Annotated in this window: 19 protein-coding genes and 1 riboswitch; of the genes, 8 read left to right on the top strand and 11 right to left on the bottom strand. The window is 36.0% G+C overall.

What is annotated here, in order from left to right:
* Positions 1-239: 239 nt before the first annotated feature.
* The 4 genes from ACVWY7_RS06415 (at position 240) to ACVWY7_RS06400 (ending at position 4,155) form a co-directional block, all read left to right on the top strand.
* Positions 240-425 (top strand): alpha/beta-type small acid-soluble spore protein, encoded by a 186-nt coding sequence (locus ACVWY7_RS06415; protein WP_000241212.1) that lies wholly within the window; start codon positions 240-242, stop codon positions 423-425.
* 105 nt (positions 426-530) lie between these two features.
* Positions 531-1,859, top strand: coding sequence for a TrkH family potassium uptake protein (locus tag ACVWY7_RS06410; RefSeq protein ID WP_456523708.1), 1,329 nt, complete (start codon positions 531-533; stop codon positions 1,857-1,859).
* 38 nt (positions 1,860-1,897) lie between these two features.
* A riboswitch (yybP-ykoY riboswitch) is annotated at positions 1,898-2,063 on the top strand.
* Positions 2,064-2,153: 90 nt separating this feature from the next.
* The gene (locus ACVWY7_RS06405; RefSeq protein WP_000383325.1) at positions 2,154-2,948 is read left to right on the top strand and encodes a TerC family protein; all 795 of its coding nucleotides are present in this window, start codon (positions 2,154-2,156) and stop codon (positions 2,946-2,948) included.
* Between the two features lie 355 nt (positions 2,949-3,303).
* Positions 3,304-4,155, top strand: a complete 852-nt coding sequence (locus ACVWY7_RS06400) for a formate/nitrite transporter family protein (protein WP_144507408.1) — start codon at positions 3,304-3,306, stop codon at positions 4,153-4,155.
* Between the two features lie 26 nt (positions 4,156-4,181).
* Here ACVWY7_RS06400 and ACVWY7_RS06395 read toward each other — a convergent pair whose 3' ends face one another.
* The 9 genes from ACVWY7_RS06395 to ACVWY7_RS06355 form a co-directional block, all read right to left on the bottom strand.
* Positions 4,182-4,493: a cyclic-phosphate processing receiver domain-containing protein gene (locus ACVWY7_RS06395; RefSeq protein WP_001103774.1), complete on the bottom strand. Its 312-nt coding sequence runs from the start codon at positions 4,491-4,493 to the stop codon at positions 4,182-4,184.
* A gap of 14 nt (positions 4,494-4,507) precedes the next feature.
* Positions 4,508-5,230: a prepilin peptidase gene (locus tag ACVWY7_RS06390; RefSeq protein ID WP_105989023.1), complete on the bottom strand. Its 723-nt coding sequence runs from the start codon at positions 5,228-5,230 to the stop codon at positions 4,508-4,510.
* A gap of 112 nt (positions 5,231-5,342) precedes the next feature.
* A complete protein-coding gene (locus ACVWY7_RS06385) occupies positions 5,343-6,053 on the bottom strand; it encodes a LutC/YkgG family protein (protein WP_144507406.1) in 711 nt (236 codons plus the stop codon).
* Positions 6,053-7,474 carry a LutB/LldF family L-lactate oxidation iron-sulfur protein gene (locus tag ACVWY7_RS06380; protein WP_212113859.1) on the bottom strand — a complete coding sequence of 474 codons (1,422 nt, stop codon included), beginning with the start codon at positions 7,472-7,474 and terminating at the stop codon, positions 6,053-6,055. Before ACVWY7_RS06380 ends, ACVWY7_RS06385 begins: the two co-directional genes overlap by 1 nt.
* Before the next feature lie 16 nt (positions 7,475-7,490).
* On the bottom strand, positions 7,491-8,210 hold the full coding sequence (locus ACVWY7_RS06375) for a (Fe-S)-binding protein (protein WP_000869149.1): 720 nt from the start codon (positions 8,208-8,210) through the stop codon (positions 7,491-7,493).
* 167 nt (positions 8,211-8,377) lie between these two features.
* Positions 8,378-9,067, bottom strand: coding sequence for a FadR/GntR family transcriptional regulator (locus ACVWY7_RS06370; RefSeq protein ID WP_254904554.1), 690 nt, complete (start codon positions 9,065-9,067; stop codon positions 8,378-8,380).
* Between the two features lie 227 nt (positions 9,068-9,294).
* Entirely contained in the window at positions 9,295-10,695 is a 1,401-nt protein-coding gene (locus ACVWY7_RS06365; RefSeq protein ID WP_073522406.1) for an ATP-binding protein, read from the bottom strand.
* Positions 10,696-10,698: 3 nt separating this feature from the next.
* On the bottom strand, positions 10,699-11,370 hold the full coding sequence (locus ACVWY7_RS06360) for a response regulator transcription factor (protein ID WP_000049878.1): 672 nt from the start codon (positions 11,368-11,370) through the stop codon (positions 10,699-10,701).
* Positions 11,363-12,337, bottom strand: coding sequence for a YncE family protein (locus tag ACVWY7_RS06355; protein WP_105989021.1), 975 nt, complete (start codon positions 12,335-12,337; stop codon positions 11,363-11,365). Before ACVWY7_RS06355 ends, ACVWY7_RS06360 begins: the two co-directional genes overlap by 8 nt.
* 136 nt (positions 12,338-12,473) lie before the next feature.
* Between ACVWY7_RS06355 and ACVWY7_RS06350 the strand changes: the two genes are divergently transcribed.
* From ACVWY7_RS06350 to ACVWY7_RS06335, 4 genes are all read left to right on the top strand, one after another.
* Positions 12,474-13,589, top strand: coding sequence for a CdaR family transcriptional regulator (locus ACVWY7_RS06350; RefSeq protein WP_000898623.1), 1,116 nt, complete (start codon positions 12,474-12,476; stop codon positions 13,587-13,589).
* Positions 13,590-13,706: 117 nt separating this feature from the next.
* Positions 13,707-15,119 carry a glycolate oxidase subunit GlcD gene (gene glcD, locus ACVWY7_RS06345; RefSeq protein ID WP_000890736.1) on the top strand — a complete coding sequence of 471 codons (1,413 nt, stop codon included), beginning with the start codon at positions 13,707-13,709 and terminating at the stop codon, positions 15,117-15,119.
* A complete protein-coding gene (locus ACVWY7_RS06340; RefSeq protein ID WP_000209629.1) occupies positions 15,116-16,444 on the top strand; it encodes a (Fe-S)-binding protein in 1,329 nt (442 codons plus the stop codon). Before glcD ends, ACVWY7_RS06340 begins: the two co-directional genes overlap by 4 nt.
* Positions 16,445-16,909: 465 nt before the next feature.
* On the top strand, positions 16,910-17,737 hold the full coding sequence (locus ACVWY7_RS06335; RefSeq protein WP_000747596.1) for a CAP domain-containing protein: 828 nt from the start codon (positions 16,910-16,912) through the stop codon (positions 17,735-17,737).
* Between the two features lie 40 nt (positions 17,738-17,777).
* Here ACVWY7_RS06335 and ACVWY7_RS06330 read toward each other — a convergent pair whose 3' ends face one another.
* Together ACVWY7_RS06330 and ACVWY7_RS06325 are read right to left on the bottom strand one after the other, a co-directional pair.
* Positions 17,778-18,383, bottom strand: coding sequence for a DUF1648 domain-containing protein (locus ACVWY7_RS06330; protein WP_000598987.1), 606 nt, complete (start codon positions 18,381-18,383; stop codon positions 17,778-17,780).
* A gap of 91 nt (positions 18,384-18,474) precedes the next feature.
* The gene (locus ACVWY7_RS06325; protein WP_212113866.1) at positions 18,475-19,398 is read right to left on the bottom strand and encodes an RluA family pseudouridine synthase; all 924 of its coding nucleotides are present in this window, start codon (positions 19,396-19,398) and stop codon (positions 18,475-18,477) included.
* Positions 19,399-19,430 lie beyond the last annotated feature (32 nt).

Raw genomic sequence — 19,430 nt, 5'->3', positions numbered from 1 at the left:
TTGCCATAAAAAATCCCCTCCAGATAAAACAGTACTGAGTCCATCATACCAGATGGACTCTTTTTTTACTGTCTACCTAAAGGGGATAATACCAATTTTGCTACTCTTTTTTCTATCCAATAACTTCTAATCACACCGATTACTTCCGCGTATGAGTACGTCGGTTCCACATAAAATAACGGTACCAGTTCAGATACGTACTTAGCTGAACTGGACTACTCATAAGGATGTGTATCAACATGGTAAAAACAAACAAATTACTAGTTCCTGGTGCTGAACAAGCACTTGAACAATTTAAATATGAAATTGCACAAGAATTCGGCGTAAGCTTAGGATCTAATACAGCATCTCGTTCTAACGGATCAGTTGGCGGTGAAGTAACAAAACGTCTTGTTGCTTTAGCTCAACAACAATTACGTGGATAACACTATAACATATGGCTTAGAGGCAGATATTCTCTGCCTCTTTCTATTTTTAACATACATAATCGTACTTTTTCACATACTAGTAAGAGCAAACTGAAAGGAACGATATGTAACATGAAACAGATTAACATTCGCATGAGTCCTCCCCGTGTTCTTACTTTGTCTTTTATTATGTTATCAATTATCGGCACATGCTTATTAAAGTTGCCAATTGCTACAACGACGTCTATTTCATGGCTCGATGCTTTATTTACAACCGTTTCTGCTTGTACGGTTACAGGGCTTGGTGTTGTGGACACAGGGAAAGTATTTACCTTATTTGGCCAATGTGTCATTTTAACACTTATACAAGTGGGTGGACTTGGCATTATGAGCTTTGCCGTTTTAATTGCGATTATGCTAGGTAGAAAAATTGGTCTTCAAAACCGAATTTTACTGCAACAAGCGTTAAATCAAACGAATATAGGCGGTGTGATTCGTCTTGCTAAAGCATTATTTTTATTCTCTTTTACAGTCGAATGTATCGCTACTTTGATTCTTTCTTTTGAATGGATACCGAAATATGGGATTGCTAAAGGGCTCTATTATAGCTTTTTTCATTCAATCTCTGCTTTTAACAATGCTGGTTTTTCTGTATGGAGCGATAATTTAATGTCCCATTCTCATAGCATTCTTGTCAATCTCGTTATTTCCTCCCTCATTATTTTAGGCGGGATTGGTTTTACAGTAATCGTAGATATAAAGAAAAAGAAAAATTTTAAAAACCTTACATTACACTCAAAACTTATGCTCTCTTCTACTCTAATCGTCAATATTATTGCGACTGTTTTTATTTTTATATTCGAGTTCCACAATTCCCTTTCTATGAGAGGATTTACCCCCTTTGAAGAGGGAATGGCTGCTTATTTCCAGGCAGTTTCAACTCGCACTGCCGGGTTTAATACAGTTGATATTTCTGCCTTATCAAAGCCTTCCCTACTATTAATGATGCTCCTTATGTTTATTGGCGCTGGTAGTGCTTCAACTGGTGGTGGGATTAAGTTGACAACATTTTTAATCATGTTTTTTGGGGTATTTAAATTTTTACAAGAACAAGATGATATTGTCGTGTTTAAAAAATCCATTAAAGATACTCTCATTGTCAAATCATTGACCATCGCTATTATTTCTATTTCATTTATTTTTTTTGCTATTTTAATTTTAAGTATTACTGAGCGTGTTCCTCTATTGATGAGTGCTTTCGAAGTATTTTCAGCATTTGGGACTGTCGGTCTCAGTATGAATTTCACACCACACTTAACTATGATCGGAAAAGCTATTATTATCTTTATGATGTTCTTTGGGAAGATGGGACCTTTAACATTGGCTTTTTCATTTGCACGTAAAAAGAACCGAAAAATAAAATATCCGAATGAAGACATTTTAACAGGTTGACAACCGTATAAATTATCCATATAATGAGAGTACAATAGCATATCTCCAAAGGGGAGTAGCGTCCAAGAATATTTCTTGGAAACAAAGTCGTCATTACGTAGAACTTAGTTCTTCCGGCTTTGTTGGCATTTTCATTACATATGTCTAGCAAGACCTTTGCCTATTAACGGCAGAGGTCTTTTTTGCATTCATTGCCAAATTCTCCCAAAGTTAATAGGCAGGAGTATGGGGAAACTAAATAGTGGGGAAATTCTTCACTTATTTAGTATTTATAGAAATGAGAGGAGAATGTACATGGATGTATCATTATTATTGGAGTATGGTTGGGTATTACTCATCCTAATTGCACTAGAGGGGATTTTAGCGGCTGATAACGCGCTTGTTCTTGCAATTATGGTAAAACATTTACCAGAAGAAAAACGTAAAAAAGCATTATTTTACGGATTAGCGGGGGCATTTGTTTTCCGATTCGGATCGTTATTCATGATCTCGTTCTTAGTCGATGTATGGCAAGTGCAAGCAATCGGTGCAATTTATCTTATGTTTATCGCTGGTAATCATTTATTTAAAACGTATGTTAAAAAGAATACGGATGAAGAAACAGAAGAAAAAGAAGCAAAGAAAAAACAAGAGAACTTTTGGTGGACTGTATTTAAAGTTGAAGTTGCAGATATCGCCTTCGCAGTTGACTCTATTTTAGCTGCTGTTGCATTAGCAATGACTTTACCAAAAACAGGATTAGGTACAATTGGTAGTCTTGATACTGGACAATTCGTTGTTATCTTTGTAGGTGGACTTATCGGATTAATCATTATGCGATTTGCAGCAACTGCTTTCGTACAAATCTTAAAACGTAAACCAGGACTTGAAACTGCAGCATTCTTAATTGTAGGTTGGGTTGGTGTGAAACTAGCAGTTTATACGTTGGCACACCCTGCATTAAATGTAATTCCACATTCATTCCCAGAATCTACACCATGGAAGCTTACATTCTGGATTGTATTAGTTGGAATCGCAGTTGGTGGTTGGTTCTTCTCGAAAGAAGTAGAAACAAAAGTCGAAAAGAATTTAGACGAAAAAGCGCTGTAATTACAGCGCTTTTTCTTTTTTCCTTGTCCCCTCTCTATGTCCAGAAAAAATTCTATTATACTATTTTTTGTAAACGTTTTCTCAATTCATGTATGTCCTTTTTGTGAAACATTGCACAAACTTATTGAAACTATGACAGAATCCATGTACTTTATTCATATAAGGAGTATTTATCCCACTTTAATGGGCAGTAAGACCCCCCACCTCAAAATTCAGTGAAAGCAAAGAAGTTCGGTGGGGATCAACTGCCCATAAAAGTCCGATTGGTTCAACTAATAATCAGTGAGGGATGAAGAAAACCCCCACTGATTAAAGTTTCACTTTATAGATGATGTACTAAAGGAGCGTATTACTCATGCTAGAACAAGGATTAGATTATGTTGTCAAACTGGCTAAAAGCAAAAAACAAATACTAGATACAAACCCGATGCAATATTTCATTCGTGCAGCACTTGCGGGTATTTATATCGGTTTTATTATTGTTCTATGTTTTAAATTAGGTAACTTTTTTCACATTGCAGATTCACCAGCAACTTATTTAGCTGCTTCTATGTTTTTCGGAATTGCTCTCGTACTTATTATATATGGTGGTGCTGAATTGTTTACTGGAAACACAATGTACTTCACTGTAGCAACATTAAGAAAAGAAACAACAATATCTGATACACTTCGTAACTGGGTTGCTTGTTATGCAGGTAACTTAGCAGGTGCTTTATTCTTTGCCTTACTATTTTACGCAACTGGCATTTTCGAAGCAATCGATCACGGTCATTTAATGAATAAAGTTGTTGAGGGAAAAATGAATACAACTACAATGCAATTATTCTTTAAAGCAATTTTATGTAACTGGCTTGTATGTCTTGCCTGCTTCTTACCTTCTCAAGTTAAAGGGGATACAGCAAAAATAATGATCATGATGCTACTCGTTTTCACATTTTTCTTATCTGGTTACGAGCATAGCATCGCAAACTTATCACTGTTTGCTCTATCTTTAGTTTCACCGCATCCTGAGACAATTTCTTTTGCAGGTGCTATTCATAACTTAATTCCAGTTACAATCGGTAACATTATTGGTGGGTCAGTATTTGTCGGTATGGTATACCACTACTTAACAAAGAAAGTACCTGACGTGAAACAAGAAGAAACTGAATTAGTAGCAGCTCAACAAGAAGAAATTATTCCTCTGCAAGCGCATATGAAACATTAAAACTCCAAAGTTTTACTTTGGAGTTTTTAGCTCCCAACATATTTAACAACAAGGTTAGGATTAATCTCTCCTTCTTCCTTTCCCTTATTAATTCTCTGTTTCATCTTATGCATACCGATGACATCATTCGTATGAAAGTGTAATTCATTGACGTATAAACCCTCTTTACAAAAAGTCTCTATAAAATCTAATCCATTTTTTTCTCCCCATCCCATATTAAAATCAAGGGATAGCATATTCACATCATAATCCCGAACCATTTGCAGGGCACATTCTACTGTAGTTGCGAGCACATACCCGTATGGACAACTTCTTTGATCATCCATATATACATTCATTTTCTATCCCCTCTCTATTTTGCATACGTGAACAACATGTAACAAATCGCCCCAAGACTAATAAAAGGGCCAAACGGTATTTGAGTCCTCATTTTAATTCTTTTTAATGCTAAACCAGCTCCAAAGAAACAAAGACTAAAGAAAGATGATAAAAATAAAATCATAAAAATCCCTTTCAGTCCCACTATAAATCCAAGTAACGAAAGTAGTTTTATATCCCCCCCACCAAGCCCTTCAGGATATATCTTTTGCATGCAGTATAACAAAATGAATATAACACCACTCCCAACTATACTCTCTGTCCAAGTGACTAACGGTACAAAAACACATTCTAAAATAAGTAAACAAGAGAACCAAGCTAAAATACGATTAGGGATTAACATATATATGTAATCTGTAACTGAAATAATAAGAAGTAACGAAAAAAGTGATAAAATGATGATAAGCTCTCGTTCCACCCCAATCATATATACAGTAAGAAGATATATTATTCCGGTTACAAGTTCAAATATTACGTACAAAATTGAAATTTTCCTCTTACAATTCGTACAACGTCCCCTTTGTATACAAAAAGAAATGATTGGAATTAATTCTTTTGGCTTTAGTACATACTTACAATAATGACAATGTGAACGCGGGATAATGATAGACTCACCTAGCGGAATTCTCATCGCAATTAACATAAAAAAGGAACCAAACACCATCCCAACTAACAATGCATATACATAAGTGAACATCCCTTCCTCTCCTTTCCAGAAGAACATAGCAAAAAAAGGAGAGAACTTCTACTTCATATTATCTCTATTCTATTAAAAAAGCAGGCCATTTTCTGGCCTGCTTTCCCCTCTTTTATACGATAAAATATACTGCTTTTAATGGTCCATGTACTCCAACAACAAGATTCATTTCAATATCTGCCGAGTTACTAGGCCCTGTGATAAAGTTAATACAAGATGCCACCTCTTCGCCATTTTCTACACGTGTGTTCATATCCTGAACTGCTTGTGTAATACGAGGCACAAGTGTTTCACGTGGAATAATAGCAAAGTATACAGTAGGTAAAAAGTGTAAAGAACGACCTTGTCCTTTATGACTTTGTACAACGATCGTACCAGATTCAGCTAAAGTATAGTCACTAAATGCAATTCCGATATTTGCTCTTTCTGCGATACGCATATTCTCTTCTTTTTTCTCTGGATCCCATACATTCACTTCAACATTTTGCTTTGGAAGCTCTTCTTTAAATAAAGAAGTCAACCCATAAGAATCAAAACGTTCATCTGCCGATAACATAATAGGTCCCCCGCCATTTTCAACGATTACTTTTTGAATATCTTCACGTAAACGGGCGTTTGTCGTTTCCACAACAGTTGTATGAATGTTTGTACATTGATTTTTAAATACTTCTAACAATTCTTCTTGTGAATAATCTTTTAACGTTTCTTTATTCACATTATTTTTCCATACTGGGCGTTCTACACCATCCGTTTTACGTGTACGTCCAAGTTCCTTTGCAATATTATCTAGAAAGGAGTCACGGTTTTGAATTAATCCTGTCATTATTTGTCCCCGCCTTTCTTATGATCTTTATACCAATCACGGAATCGTTCTTTACTTGGCGCCGGGAATTCACGAATATCTGTCCAGTTTTTAAGTGGCCCAACACCTTTTGATACACGGTTACCAGATGTAAATGGACTCATTGCTGCTGGCGCCATTTTTGATCCCATTTTATATAAAGCTGCTGAAGATGCGCCCATACTAAACATTTTCATTGCTAACTTTTCTGCAAGTGGAGCACGTCCTTCTTGCTCAACGATAACTTGACGATGTTTTAATAATAAATCATGCAATGGAATTTTTACTGGACAAGCTTCTGTACACGCTCCGCATAAACTAGAGGCATAAGGAAGCTCTTTGTAATCATCATATCCACCTAAAAGTGGTGTTAATACCGCACCAATTGGTCCTGAGTATATAGAACCATATGAATGTCCACCAACATGACGATATACAGGGCATACGTTAACACAAGCAGCACAACGAATACATTGCAATACTTGACGGAATTCAGATCCAAGAATTTGAGAACGACCATTATCAACCACAACTAAGTGGAATTCTTCTGGACCATCTACTTCCTCTTCTTGAATTGGTCCCGCTACCGTTACATAACTTGTTAACTTTTGACCTACTGCACTACGACATAGTAAACCAACTAAAACATCTAATTCTTCCATTGTCGGAACCATACGTTCCATACCCATTACTGCAATTTGTGTTTTCGGAATCGACATGACAAGATCGGCATTACCTTCATTCGTTACTAAACAAAGAGAACCCGTATTTGCAACAGCGAAGTTACAACCTGTCACACCAATTTCTGCATCCATAAATTTTTCACGCAGTTGTTTACGAACAAACTTTGTCATTTCATATGGGTCATCAGAATTTTCATAGCCAAGCTTTTCTTTAAATACATCACGAATTTGCGTTCTATTTTTATGAAGTGCAGGCGCAATAATATGTGAAGGTGGATCGTTATCTACTTGCAAAATATACTCTCCTAAGTCACTTTCTAACACTTCACAACCAATTTCTTCAAGCGCGTGGTTCATACTAATTTCTTCTGTTACCATCGACTTTGATTTTACTACTTTTTTTGCCTGCTTCTTTTTGGCAACGTCTTGAATATACTTTGCTGCTTCCTCTTTCGTTTTCGCAAAGTACACATGCCCGCCTCTTTTGGATACATTTTCACTTAACTGCATTAAGTAATAATCAAGATTTTCTAACGTATGTTGACGAATTTCTTCACCAAGTTCACGCCACTCTTCCCAGTTTCCTAATTCGTCCGCTGCTTTTAAGCGATTTGTATATAAACGCGTTTGTGCAGAAGATACAGCTCCCCGCATAAACGAATCTTGAATTCCATCGCCAACGCGATTATTAAATTTTTTCTCACTGATTTTCATAGACATAGCTTATGTTCCCCCTTCATGAGCGACTATTCAGTACCTCAGCAATATGCATTACTTTTATTTCTTTTCCTAAACGTTCAATACGTCCGCCAATGTTTAACAAACACCCACAATCTGCACCGATTAAATAATCAGCACCTGTTTCCATTGCACTATCTACCTTTTCATCTACCATTTGCTCAGAAATTGGAGTCATCTTCACTGAAAACGTTCCCCCAAACCCGCAACAATTTTGCACATTTGGTAACTCTCTCACAGTTAACCCTTTTACATTTGATAATAAAATCCCTGGTGCCTCTGTTACTCCAAGCATACGTGTCATATGACAAGATTTATGAATAGTAGCAATTCCTGGTAAACTTGCACCAACATCTGTAACCTTTAAAACATCTACAATAAATTGTGTAAATTCATATGTTTTATCAGCAACTTTTTGTGCACGTTTAGCCCATTTCGGATCATCTTTAAAAACATGCGGATACTCATGAAACATTGTCGCACAAGAACCAGATGGCGTAACGATATATTCTGCATCTTCGAAAGTTTCAATCATATGTTTCATCGCTTCTTTTGCTGCTTCTACATGGCCACTATTATAAGCAGGTTGCCCGCAACAAACTTGCGCTTCTGGAAATTCAATTTCACAACCTAAACGCTCCAACACCTCAACTGTTGCTTTGCCGACGTTTGTTTCAAACATATCGACTAAACAAGTAACAAATAAAGTAACTTTCATAATTATTACTCCCCCTTTTTACAACTCCACCAACAAACATATGGTCATCAGATGACTAAGGAAAGAAGAGTAGGCTCAACCATGGCCTATCCTCTCCCTCTTCTAAAGAAAACGATTACTTAATCTCTCTCTATTTTATCAGAAAATTAGATTTTTAAAAGATTAAATTACGAATTTATATCGTTTCTACCTGTGACAATATGTTCTACATTTGTTAAATGATCTAGCATTGCTTGCTGCGCTAATTCTACATCTTGCTTTAACACTGCATCATATATAACTTGATGCTCTTCTATAAGTCGTTCTGATGTTGTTTGTTCACCATATAAAATAATGCGTCTTGATTCACCAATCGTTTCAGCAATCATCTCTGAAACATGATTCATGAGTTCAAGTAAAATGTTATTATGCGAAGACTCTGCAATTCCCATATGGAACTGAAAATCTGCTTTTTCACCAGCTTTTTCATCTCCAATGCTCTTTGCCATTTCATCTAACCAATGCTTCATATTTTGCAAATTAGCTTCCGTACGTTTTGCCGCAGCTGCTCGAACTGCCCCCACTTCAAGCACCTTTCGTACTTCTAATAAATTCAAAATATCTTCTTTCTTCATTAATAATCTATTGTTTAATGATTTTGTTAATGAAGAAGAATCGAAATTCTTCACATATGTACCTTCTCCTTGTTTCATCTCAATTAAGCCCATCGCTCTTAGCGCACTTAGCGCTTCACGAACAGCAGATCTGCCAACTTGAAACTGCTCAGCTAATTGATGTACAGGAAGTAGTTTGTCACCAGGTTTTAACGTACCATTTTTAATCATTGTTAAAATAGCTTCAGATACTTCTTCGTAAATCTTTTTCGGTTTAATAGATTTGTACTCCAGTTAAATCACCTCAGTATCTTCCAAACAACAATTGAAACGATCTATAAAAACTTTGCATCATAACTATTTTAGAACGAATTGGTAAGAAGTACAAATGTTTTGTTCATAAAATCGTCAAATTTTCGATATTTATTACATATTAATTTATATCTTTACGTATAACTATTGTCTTCAATATAAAAAGCATGCTCTAAAAATTAGAACATGCTCTCCTCATTCTGTACTTTCAATTTAATACTAACCGTCGTTCCATTCCCTTTTTCGCTTTCAATTTTCCACTGTCCATCATGTATATGAACAATTTGTCTTACAATTGCCAGGCCTAAACCTGTTCCACCATGTTGACGACTTCTCGCTTTATCGACTCTGTAAAAACGTTCACCAAGGTTTTCTAAATGCTCTTTATCAATACCGATTCCTGTATCTTTTATACTCAATTCACAGTAATCATCTATCTGCCTGAGCGTTATCATAATATCCCCGTTTTGATTTGTATACCGTATCGCATTATCTAACACGTTATGAAGCACTTGTTGCATACGATCCTCATCAATCATTACAATGATTTCTGGATTTAAATTTGTTGAAATACGAATTTTCTTTTCTATAAACTTAATCTCATACGTATCTAACACATCTTCAATTAGTTGTGAAAAAACGATGGGTTGTTTCTGTAACGGAAAATGTTCCCCTTCTAATTGTGCTAAATCTAATAAATCGTGAACGAGACGTTGCATACGATCTGCTTCTTTATGAATGAGCTGTGTCACTTTTTCTTGCTGTGGCCCCTTCGCTACACCATCTAAAATAGCCTCGCTATACCCTTTTATATAACTAAGTGGTGTTCTTAGTTCATGTGAAACGTTAGCTAAAAACTCCTTACGCTTTACGTCTTCTGTCTCTAAGGAATTTGCCATTTTATTAAATGCTTTTCCTAATCGTCCAATTTCATCTTCAGAAGAAATTGTAATTCGTTCTGAGAAATCTCCCGTAGCCAAATGATTGGCAACTCGTTCCATTTGCGAAAGTGGTCTCGTAATAGCAATAATAATTTTTCTACCAATCCATATTGTCAGTAAAGTAATAGCAAGTGCTAACGGTGCTAAAATAAGGCCCATATCATATATTAAGTCTTTTATACTTTTTAAAGGAATATAAGAATATACAATGCCCACTAATTTTTTATTTTCTAAAACAGGGATGACAACCCCCATAATATTACGTTCAAAATGTTCCTCATACCCTATCTTTGTCACAGTTTTTCCATCTAATAATGCTTGCCTGTCCCCTTCACTTATAAGAGAATGATGATGCACATCAAAAGGTAAACATGCACTTAAATCACGTGGATTAGATACGAAAAGAACATCTGAACTAGATATTTGATCAAACGCTCTTACTTTCTCTTCAAAAGTTGATATTCCTTCGCTCTTATCATATTGCGCAGCAAGACGCTTCCCTTCCATTACTAATGAATCTTTTAAATTATCAACATATAATTTTTCATACGAATATAAAGATACAAAGTAAAGAAAGGCAACTGTTACAAATACTGCACATACTACTGTCAACCAAAGCTTCTGTACCATCGTAAACATACGTTACACCTCAAATTTATAGCCTACACCCCAAACAGTTTGAATGTAGTTTCCACTTTCTCCAAGCTTCAAACGCATCGTTTTCACGTGCGTATCTACTGTTCTTGTACTTCCGGCATAATCATATCCCCATACCTTTTCCAGCAATTGTTCTCGGCTAAATACTTGTCCCGTATGTTGGCAAAGAAAATAGAGTAAATCAAACTCTTTTACTGTAAGAGAAATCGGCTCACCATCGGCCTCAATCTTTCTACTTTTTTCATTAATAAGAATCGGTCCAAACTGAATCTCCTCTTGTTGCTCTTGTTTTGTATAACGTCTTAACACAGCTTCCATACGAGCAATTAATTCACCAGGACTAAATGGCTTTACAATATAATCATCTGCTCCCATACGTAAGCCGTTCACCCTATTCCACTCTTCACCTTTTGCTGTTAAAAATATAATTGGTACATCTGACGTTTTTCTAATTTCTTTACAAACTGAAAGTCCATCCATCTCTGGCATCATAATATCTAGTACAACGAAATCATAATGGTCCGTTTCTAATTTTTTTAAAGCTTCTTTTCCATTTTCAGCTTCTCCCCACTCGTATCCGAAATTATCTAAGTACATTCCAACAAGTTGCCTCATATCACTTTCATCATCTACAACTAGCACCCTATATTTACTCATTGTCCTTCCCTTCTCTCTCTATGAGTTGAAACGGTCCTTTTCCGACTTTAATTGTTTGTTTTATTTTCAAATCCTTCATATCCATAACGCACACTTCATCACTATCATAGCTGGCTACATATCCTTCTGCTCCGCTCTTCAAAAATGCAAATGGGTTCGATCCTACTTCTACAGAAGCCACCTCTTTATACGTGCTAACATCAAACTTTCTAAGCGTATTCGAACCGTGACTTAATGCATATACGTACTTATGATCCTTCGTAATATTCACAGGCATAAACGGAGCGTGTAAAGAACGTACCATTTCTCCGCTCTGCAAAGAATACACTAATACTTTCTCATTCACCTGATTTCCATCACCATGTCCGCCAATCCATATTTCTTTCCCATCTGGACTAATTGTTGCTCCCGTTGACGCTGGGGGAATCATAAAAGATTGTATCACTTCTTTTTTCTTTGTATCAATTGTCGTTAGCTTCGTATCATTAAAGTTTAATACAGATAACTGGTTATCGTACTCTACCATCGTTATCGGTCCTTTTCCTGTCGAAACATTCCCTGTCTCTTTTCCATTAATCGTAAAGAACCTTACCTTTTGAGCAGTTTGATCAGCTGCAAATAATTGTTTTTTATCTTCAGATACGATTACATTTACAATACCTTTTCCAGTTTTATATTTCTCCACTTGTCTTCCTTCGACTAGTGAATATACATACATGTACTCTAACTGCTTACCATATACAAGTATGTCTTCACCATTTGGAAGTAGTAGGGTTCCTGCCATCGGCTCGTTAAGTTCCCATGTCGTAATTAACTTTTTAGTTTGTTTATCGACAAAACTAATACTGCCTTCTTTTATATTCGTTGTTATAATAACACTTTTATCTTTAGCAATCGGTGTATATGAACTTCCTTGACACCCTACTAATAGAAATAAAAAACAAATAAGAAAAACAGACTTTCTCAAAAGATTCCCTCCATCTTCGGATGATTTCGTTATAATTGTAAAATAACAAATAAATGTGTGGAAAGTGTGAAATTTCCCTTTCCTACTTCATTTACATATATAATGTACAACAAATAGAATTTGAGGTGTGCCAATTATGCTTTTTCCTGATTTAGCGAATAAAATTGTACGAGAAGTACGCAGACTAATTAAAGAAAATATTATTATCATTAATATACAAGGCGTTATTATCGCAAGTACAGATATAGAAAGAATCGGTCAATTTCATGAAGGCGCACTCCGCTGTGCGAAACAAAAGAAAACTGTCATTATTACAAAAGAAGATGAACGACGTTTGCATGGCGTAAAGGCGGGTATGAATCTCCCTTTACTATTCCATGACGAAGTAATTGGTGTCATTGGAATTACAGGTGAACCTGAAAACATTTCCCAATACGGAGAAATATTACGTAAAATGACCGAACTACTCATTCACGAAAACTACTTTTTAGAACAGCTAGAACTTGAACACCGTTCTTATGAAGCATTTGTCTTTGATTGGCTCCAAAATACAGACTGGTCTCCAAGCTTTCTCGATCGTGCCAAAACACTTGGTATTGATTTATATAAGAAGAAACAACTTATTTTGTTCTCTATCGATCAAAATGACACGATGCTTCAGCGTAAGATTTGGCAACACGTACGCAATCTATTAACAAAGGAGCATCTATTTGTTCGCTGGGGAAATGATCGATTCATTTTATTTACAGCGATGAGCTCTAAAGAGCAAACATATCAATTTTTAAAACGATTAAAACAAGACTGTGAAACTTTATTTTCTATTCCTTTATATATCGGGATTGGACAATCCGTTACGCCAAGCAATATGAATTTATCGTACGAACAAGCATTACAAGCTCTTTCCGTATCACTTGCAACGAAAAAGATTGTATTTAATGAAGATTTACGTTTAGAAATGTGCTTACAAGATATTTCTGCGGAAACGCGGGAACAATTTCTAAAGCGCACAATCAAAAACTTACTATCATCGCCTGAGCTTATGCACACTTTACGTTTATTTATCGATTATAACCAATCCTATAAACAAACAGCGGAGCAATTACATATACACATTAATACATTGCATTACAGACTTAAAAAGATTGAGGAGCATACAGGACTTGACCCGAAACAATTCAAAGACTTAAACATTTTATACTTTTCTCTCCTCTTATTAGATAATCATACAAAAAATAATAATAAAATAGATTAATCTTTAGATGATTATACATAGAAAGAATCCGCCAACTTTTTTATCATTATAATGAAAGCACTGTTACAACGTTTTTTATTATGACTAAATACGTTAACAGTTTGAGGGGGATTTCCAATGTTAGAAAAGCAAATTATTGATTCATTCGTATCCATTGTTGGCGAAGATAATGTAGATACATCCAATATGGGGCGTTTAACGTATAGTTATGATGCCACTCCAAACTTCCAAGCAATGCCTGATGCAGTCATTGCTCCTCGTAATACAAATGAAGTAGCTGAAGTATTAAAAGTATGTAACGCTCACAAAATTCCTGTATATGTTCGTGGTTCCGGAACAAACCTTTGCGCAGGGACATGCCCACTTGAAGGCGGTATTGTTCTTATCTTCCGCCATATGAATAACATTTTAGAAATTGATGAAGAGAATTTAACAATTACTGTACAAGCTGGTGTCATTACACTTGATATTATTAAAGCGGTAGAAGAAAAAGGTTTATTTTATCCACCAGATCCAAGCTCGATGAAAATTTCTACAATTGGCGGTAACATTAATGAAAACTCAGGTGGATTACGTGGATTAAAATATGGCGTAACACGTGATTATGTGATGGGTCTTGAACTTGTCTTACCAAATGGTGATATTATTCGTACTGGTGGTAAATTAGCAAAAGATGTAGCTGGTTACGATTTAACTCGTTTATTTATCGGTTCTGAAGGGACTCTTGGCGTCGTAACAGAAGCAATATTAAAACTTGTCCCTATGCCTGAAACGAAGAAAACGATGCTTGCACTATATGAAGATATTAACGAAGCTGCACGTGCTGTTTCTTCTATTATTGCAAATAAAATCATTCCAGCGACACTTGAGTTTTTAGACCAACCGACAATTGAAGTAGTAGAAGAGTTCGCACAAATCGGTTTACCAACTGATGTAAAAGCAATTTTATTAATTGAACAAGACGGTCCGCCTGAAGTTGTTAATCGAGATATTGAAAAAATGGCTAACGTTTGTCGTTCCATGAATGCAGTTGATGTTCGCGTCGCAAAAGATGAAGCGGAAGCAGATGCGCTTCGAACAGCTCGCCGTAGTGCACTGTCAGCACTGGCAAGATTAAAGCCTACTACAATATTAGAAGATGCAACGGTACCACGCTCACAGATTGCTCCGATGGTTGAAGCTATTAATGCCATTGCCAAAAAATATAATATTCCTATTTGTACGTTTGGGCATGCTGGCGATGGCAACCTACACCCAACTTGTATGACAGATGCTCGCAACGAAGAAGAAATGCACCGAGCTGAACAAGCTTTTGCTGAAATATTTGCAAAAGCAATCGAACTTGGTGGCACGATTACTGGTGAACATGGTGTTGGTGCGATGAAGGCTCCGTATTTAGAAATGAAGTTAGGTAAAGAAGGTATTGCCGCTATGCAAGGAATTAAACACGCCTTCGATCCAAATAACATTATGAATCCAGGAAAGATGTTCGCGAGGGACACTCGTAAAAGAGTGGTGGTTGAGCGATGACAACATTAAATAAAGAAAACATTCAAAAAGAATTTAAAGAACGATTAAGTGAAGATGAACTACTAAACTGTATGCGATGCGGTTTCTGTTTACCAACTTGCCCTACTTACATTCAATCTGGATATAAAGAATCACATTCCCCGCGCGGACGTATTGCATTAATGAAGGCGGTCGTTGACGGTTTAATTGAGCCAGATGAAGATGTTGAAAACACATTAAACGTTTGCCTTGGCTGCCGCGCTTGTGAACCTGTTTGTCCATCTGGTGTGAATTATGGCCATTTATTAGAAGAAGCTCGTGATATTATAAATCAAAACAAAAAGTTCTCGATGCCAGTGAGAGCCGTTCGTAAAGTCGTTTTTGAAGGGCTATTCCCGCATCAAAATCGAATGAGAACATTAACCGGATTAATTGGATTTTATCAGCGTTCTGGTTTACAAACGATAACACATAAAACGGGAATTATGAAGTTATTCCCTGAAACACTTGCAACGATGGATCTCGTTTTACCAAAAGTCCCTAAAATGAAAGCAATGAAAGATCGTCCTACATTTTTACCTGCTGAAAGTACAAAGAAGAAACAAGTTGCATTCTTCACAGGTTGTTTAATGGATACGATGTTTTTAGAAACAAATAACGCAACGATGAAACTGCTTCAGTTAGCTGGTTGTGATATCGTTATTCCGAAAACGCAAAGTTGCTGCGGGGCATTACATGGGCATGCTGGTGAGAAAAGTGGAGCAAAAGAATTAGCGAAACGCAATATAAAAGCATTCGAAGATTTAAACATTGATTATATTATTACGAATGCTGGTGGTTGCGGAGCTTACCTCGTAGACTACGATTATCTTTTAAAAGATGATCCACAGTGGGCTGAACGTGCAAAACAGTTTGTTTCCAAAATTAAAGATATTACTGCTATTCTAGTAGAACTAGATTTCCATAAACGTAATGACTTACGACTAACGCCGCAAATTATTACGTATCAAGACTCTTGTCATTTACGCAATGTTATGCGAACATCTTCAGAACCTCGTATGTTACTAGAAGCAATTCAAGGCGCAACATACCGCGAAATGAAAGATGCGGATCGCTGTTGTGGTTCTGCTGGTATTTACAATATTGTTCATTCAGAACTATCAATGGAATTTCTAGATTACAAAATGGACCGTGTGCATGAAACAGATGCAACAACCATTGTTACTGCAAATCCAGGTTGTTTATTACAAATGAAATTAGGCATTGAACGAGAAGGTCTTTCTCATAAAATGAGAGGAATTCACATTGTAGATCTATTATTAGAAGCAATTGAAACCAACTCGTAATAACTCGTAACATACGTAATAATAGGAAAACGGCTATCTCCTTCGTCTATGTAAAGAGATAGCCGCTTTTTTGTTCGCTACAACATTAAAAATATGTTACTTTATTATAAAAAAGAACAACAGAAACATTACAGTTTTGTAAAAATCAATCCAGTATATTCCTCAAAAAACCGCTCAAACCATTGATACAATAGGATTCTTCATTTTCAATATAGGTACATTTATCCAAAAACCCCCTCTTATAACCAAGTATAAAAATGCTGAAAATTCCTTTTATACTCTATGTTTCTCTTATTTTTCCCCCTTTTCCCTCTTAGGATAAATTAGGTAAATTTTAAGTCTATGAATTTTTTTCCATCTTTTTTCTCACAAAATCTATGCTACGATGAATTTGTCAGTCAGACAGGCTGTCAAAAACAAATCGTGTGAAAACAAATTAAAACTTTATATAGGGGGACACACATCATGAAAAAGCGTGTTTTATTATCTGTAGCTGCTGCAACGGCTCTTACTTTAGGAGTATCTTCTTTAGATGCACAAGCTGCAACAGTACAACCATCTAACGTAAAGGTTCAAAATATTCAGCATTCAAAAGTGATGATGAAGCAAATGAGCCAACAAGAATTACAAGCATTCTTACAATCTATGGGAGTTGAATCATTAGCACAATGGCAACAAGGAAACTTCCAACCAAACTGCTTCATTCCTGGTCAACAACCTACTGAAAATGTTGTAACTGAGCAACCAACAGCTAAGCCAGAAACTCAAAAGCCTGTTGAGCAAAAGCCTGCCGAGCAAAAGCCTGCTGAAGAAGTTCAAAAACCAGAAGCTCAAAAGCCTGCTGAAAACAATAATACTCAAAAACCTGCTGAACAAAAACCAGCTGAGCAAAAACCTGCTGAAGAAGCAAAATCTTTAAGCGAGTTCGAACAACGTGTTGTTGAATTAACAAACGCTGAGCGTGCAAAACAAGGTTTACCAGCTTTAAAAATCGACACTGAATTAAGCAAAGTAGCACGCATTAAATCTGAAGATATGCAAAAAAATAACTACTTTGATCATAACAGCCCTACATACGGGTCTCCGTTTGACATGATGAAGAAATTTGGTATTTCTTATACATCTGCAGGTGAAAACATCGCTCAAGGCCAACGTACACCTGAAGAAGTAGTACAAGCTTGGATGAACAGTGCTGGACACCGTGCAAACATCTTAAATAATGGCTTCACTCACATCGGTGTTGGCTATGTAGAAAGCGGTAACTACTGGACACAACAATTTATTACGAAGTAAATAGATTAAAAGAGTCTTCTCATAATGAGAAGACTCTTTTTTATGTTTCATAACTTTCTATTATGTATGAGTATAGAGCGTAGAACATAAACAAAATAGAACCACCACTTATTACGCTAAGTAATACATAAAATCCCCATTTCAAGTTCAAAAACAATGAAAACAATATACTGCATGCCATCACTTGAAAAATCCGCCTACTCACTAAACGGATCTTTTTTAATTTGATTGGATCTTTTTCCGTACTCTGCACTTTTTTAAACGCCTTACTAAGCATAAAAAGAAACATACTTATCCCAATTGTTAGTCCTGTTTGAAAGGATATCATGCTTCCAAAATTAATAAAGAGAATGAGCATATGGATAAATAACATAAATAAAGTAATCGTCTTTAGAAATCCACTTATAATGACATGCTCGTCTTCATTAAACTTATGTATATTATGTGAAATAATATACATCAATCCATGTAAGAAAATAATAAGACAAGGAATAAATGCTACAACAACTTGTTTACTCATAAACTCATTCGGCTCACCATTTTCGTTCCAATGTACAGCCATCTGATTCGGTAAATATGGATAGAGGAATAGAGTAATTAAAAGACAAGCGAAAAATATTCCTAGTATATATTTATATTTGATCAAGTGATTCTCACCCCTCTTTTCTCTTAACGGCTTCGCTTCTTTTAGAGAAATTCCTGCAAAAATCTACTTTTCTCAACTTTAAACTTACACTTTACGCATTCACTCTTTGAAACTCTTTCAGTGTATCATTTAATTTTGTAGGAAATGGTACATCAACTTCAATCTCTTCTTTTGTAATTGGATGTAAAAAGTTTATCTTCATCGCATGTAACGCTTGCCTAGACATAAATTTCGTTTGTCCACCATATAATACATCCCCAACTAACGGATTACCATTATAGCTCATATGAACACGAATTTGATGGGTTCTACCAGTTTCCAATTGTAACGTTACGAGCGTAACATTTTGTTTTTTAAAATACTCCTCTACTTTATAATATGTGATTGCTTGATCTCCCTTTGGAGAAACACGTCGTCTCGTCGCATGATGGCGATCTCTTCCGATAGCCGCGTCAATTGTTCCTTGCTTTTTTTTCACTTTGCCTTCTACAAGAGCCGCATATGTTCTTTTAATTTTTCGTTCCATTAATAAACGATCCATAATTGCACCAGCGATTCTATGCTTAGCAAATACGACACCACCTGTCGTATCTTTATCTAACCGATGAATATGTCGAACCTTCGTCTCTAAACCTTTCATCTGATAATGAAAGGCAACAAGATTTGCAAGTGTTCCCATCCTGCCTTTTTCAGCAGGATGCGTATCCATCTTCTCAGGCTTATTTACAATGAGTACATGATCGTCTTCATATACTACATCTAATTCACCATATTCAGGCTCTACATCGTATTCTTCCTCCATAAACATATGAACTTGTAACTTATCGCCTTCTTTTAAAAGCTCATTCCATCCTCTCTGTTCTCCGTTAACAGTAACACCTTTTTCCATACGAAGCTGATGTAACAATTTTTTCGGTATTTCCCATTCTATTTTTAATAACGACTCAATGCTTATACCATTCCATTTCGCTGGCACAGTCATTTCGCACCATTCGCCCTTCTTCTTCGTTTCCATACTGTATCACCTTATTTCTATTGATTCTCTCA

The sequence above is a fragment of the Bacillus sp. TE9106W genome (assembly GCF_054062215.1).
This window is presented reverse-complemented; position numbering and strand designations above follow the sequence as displayed.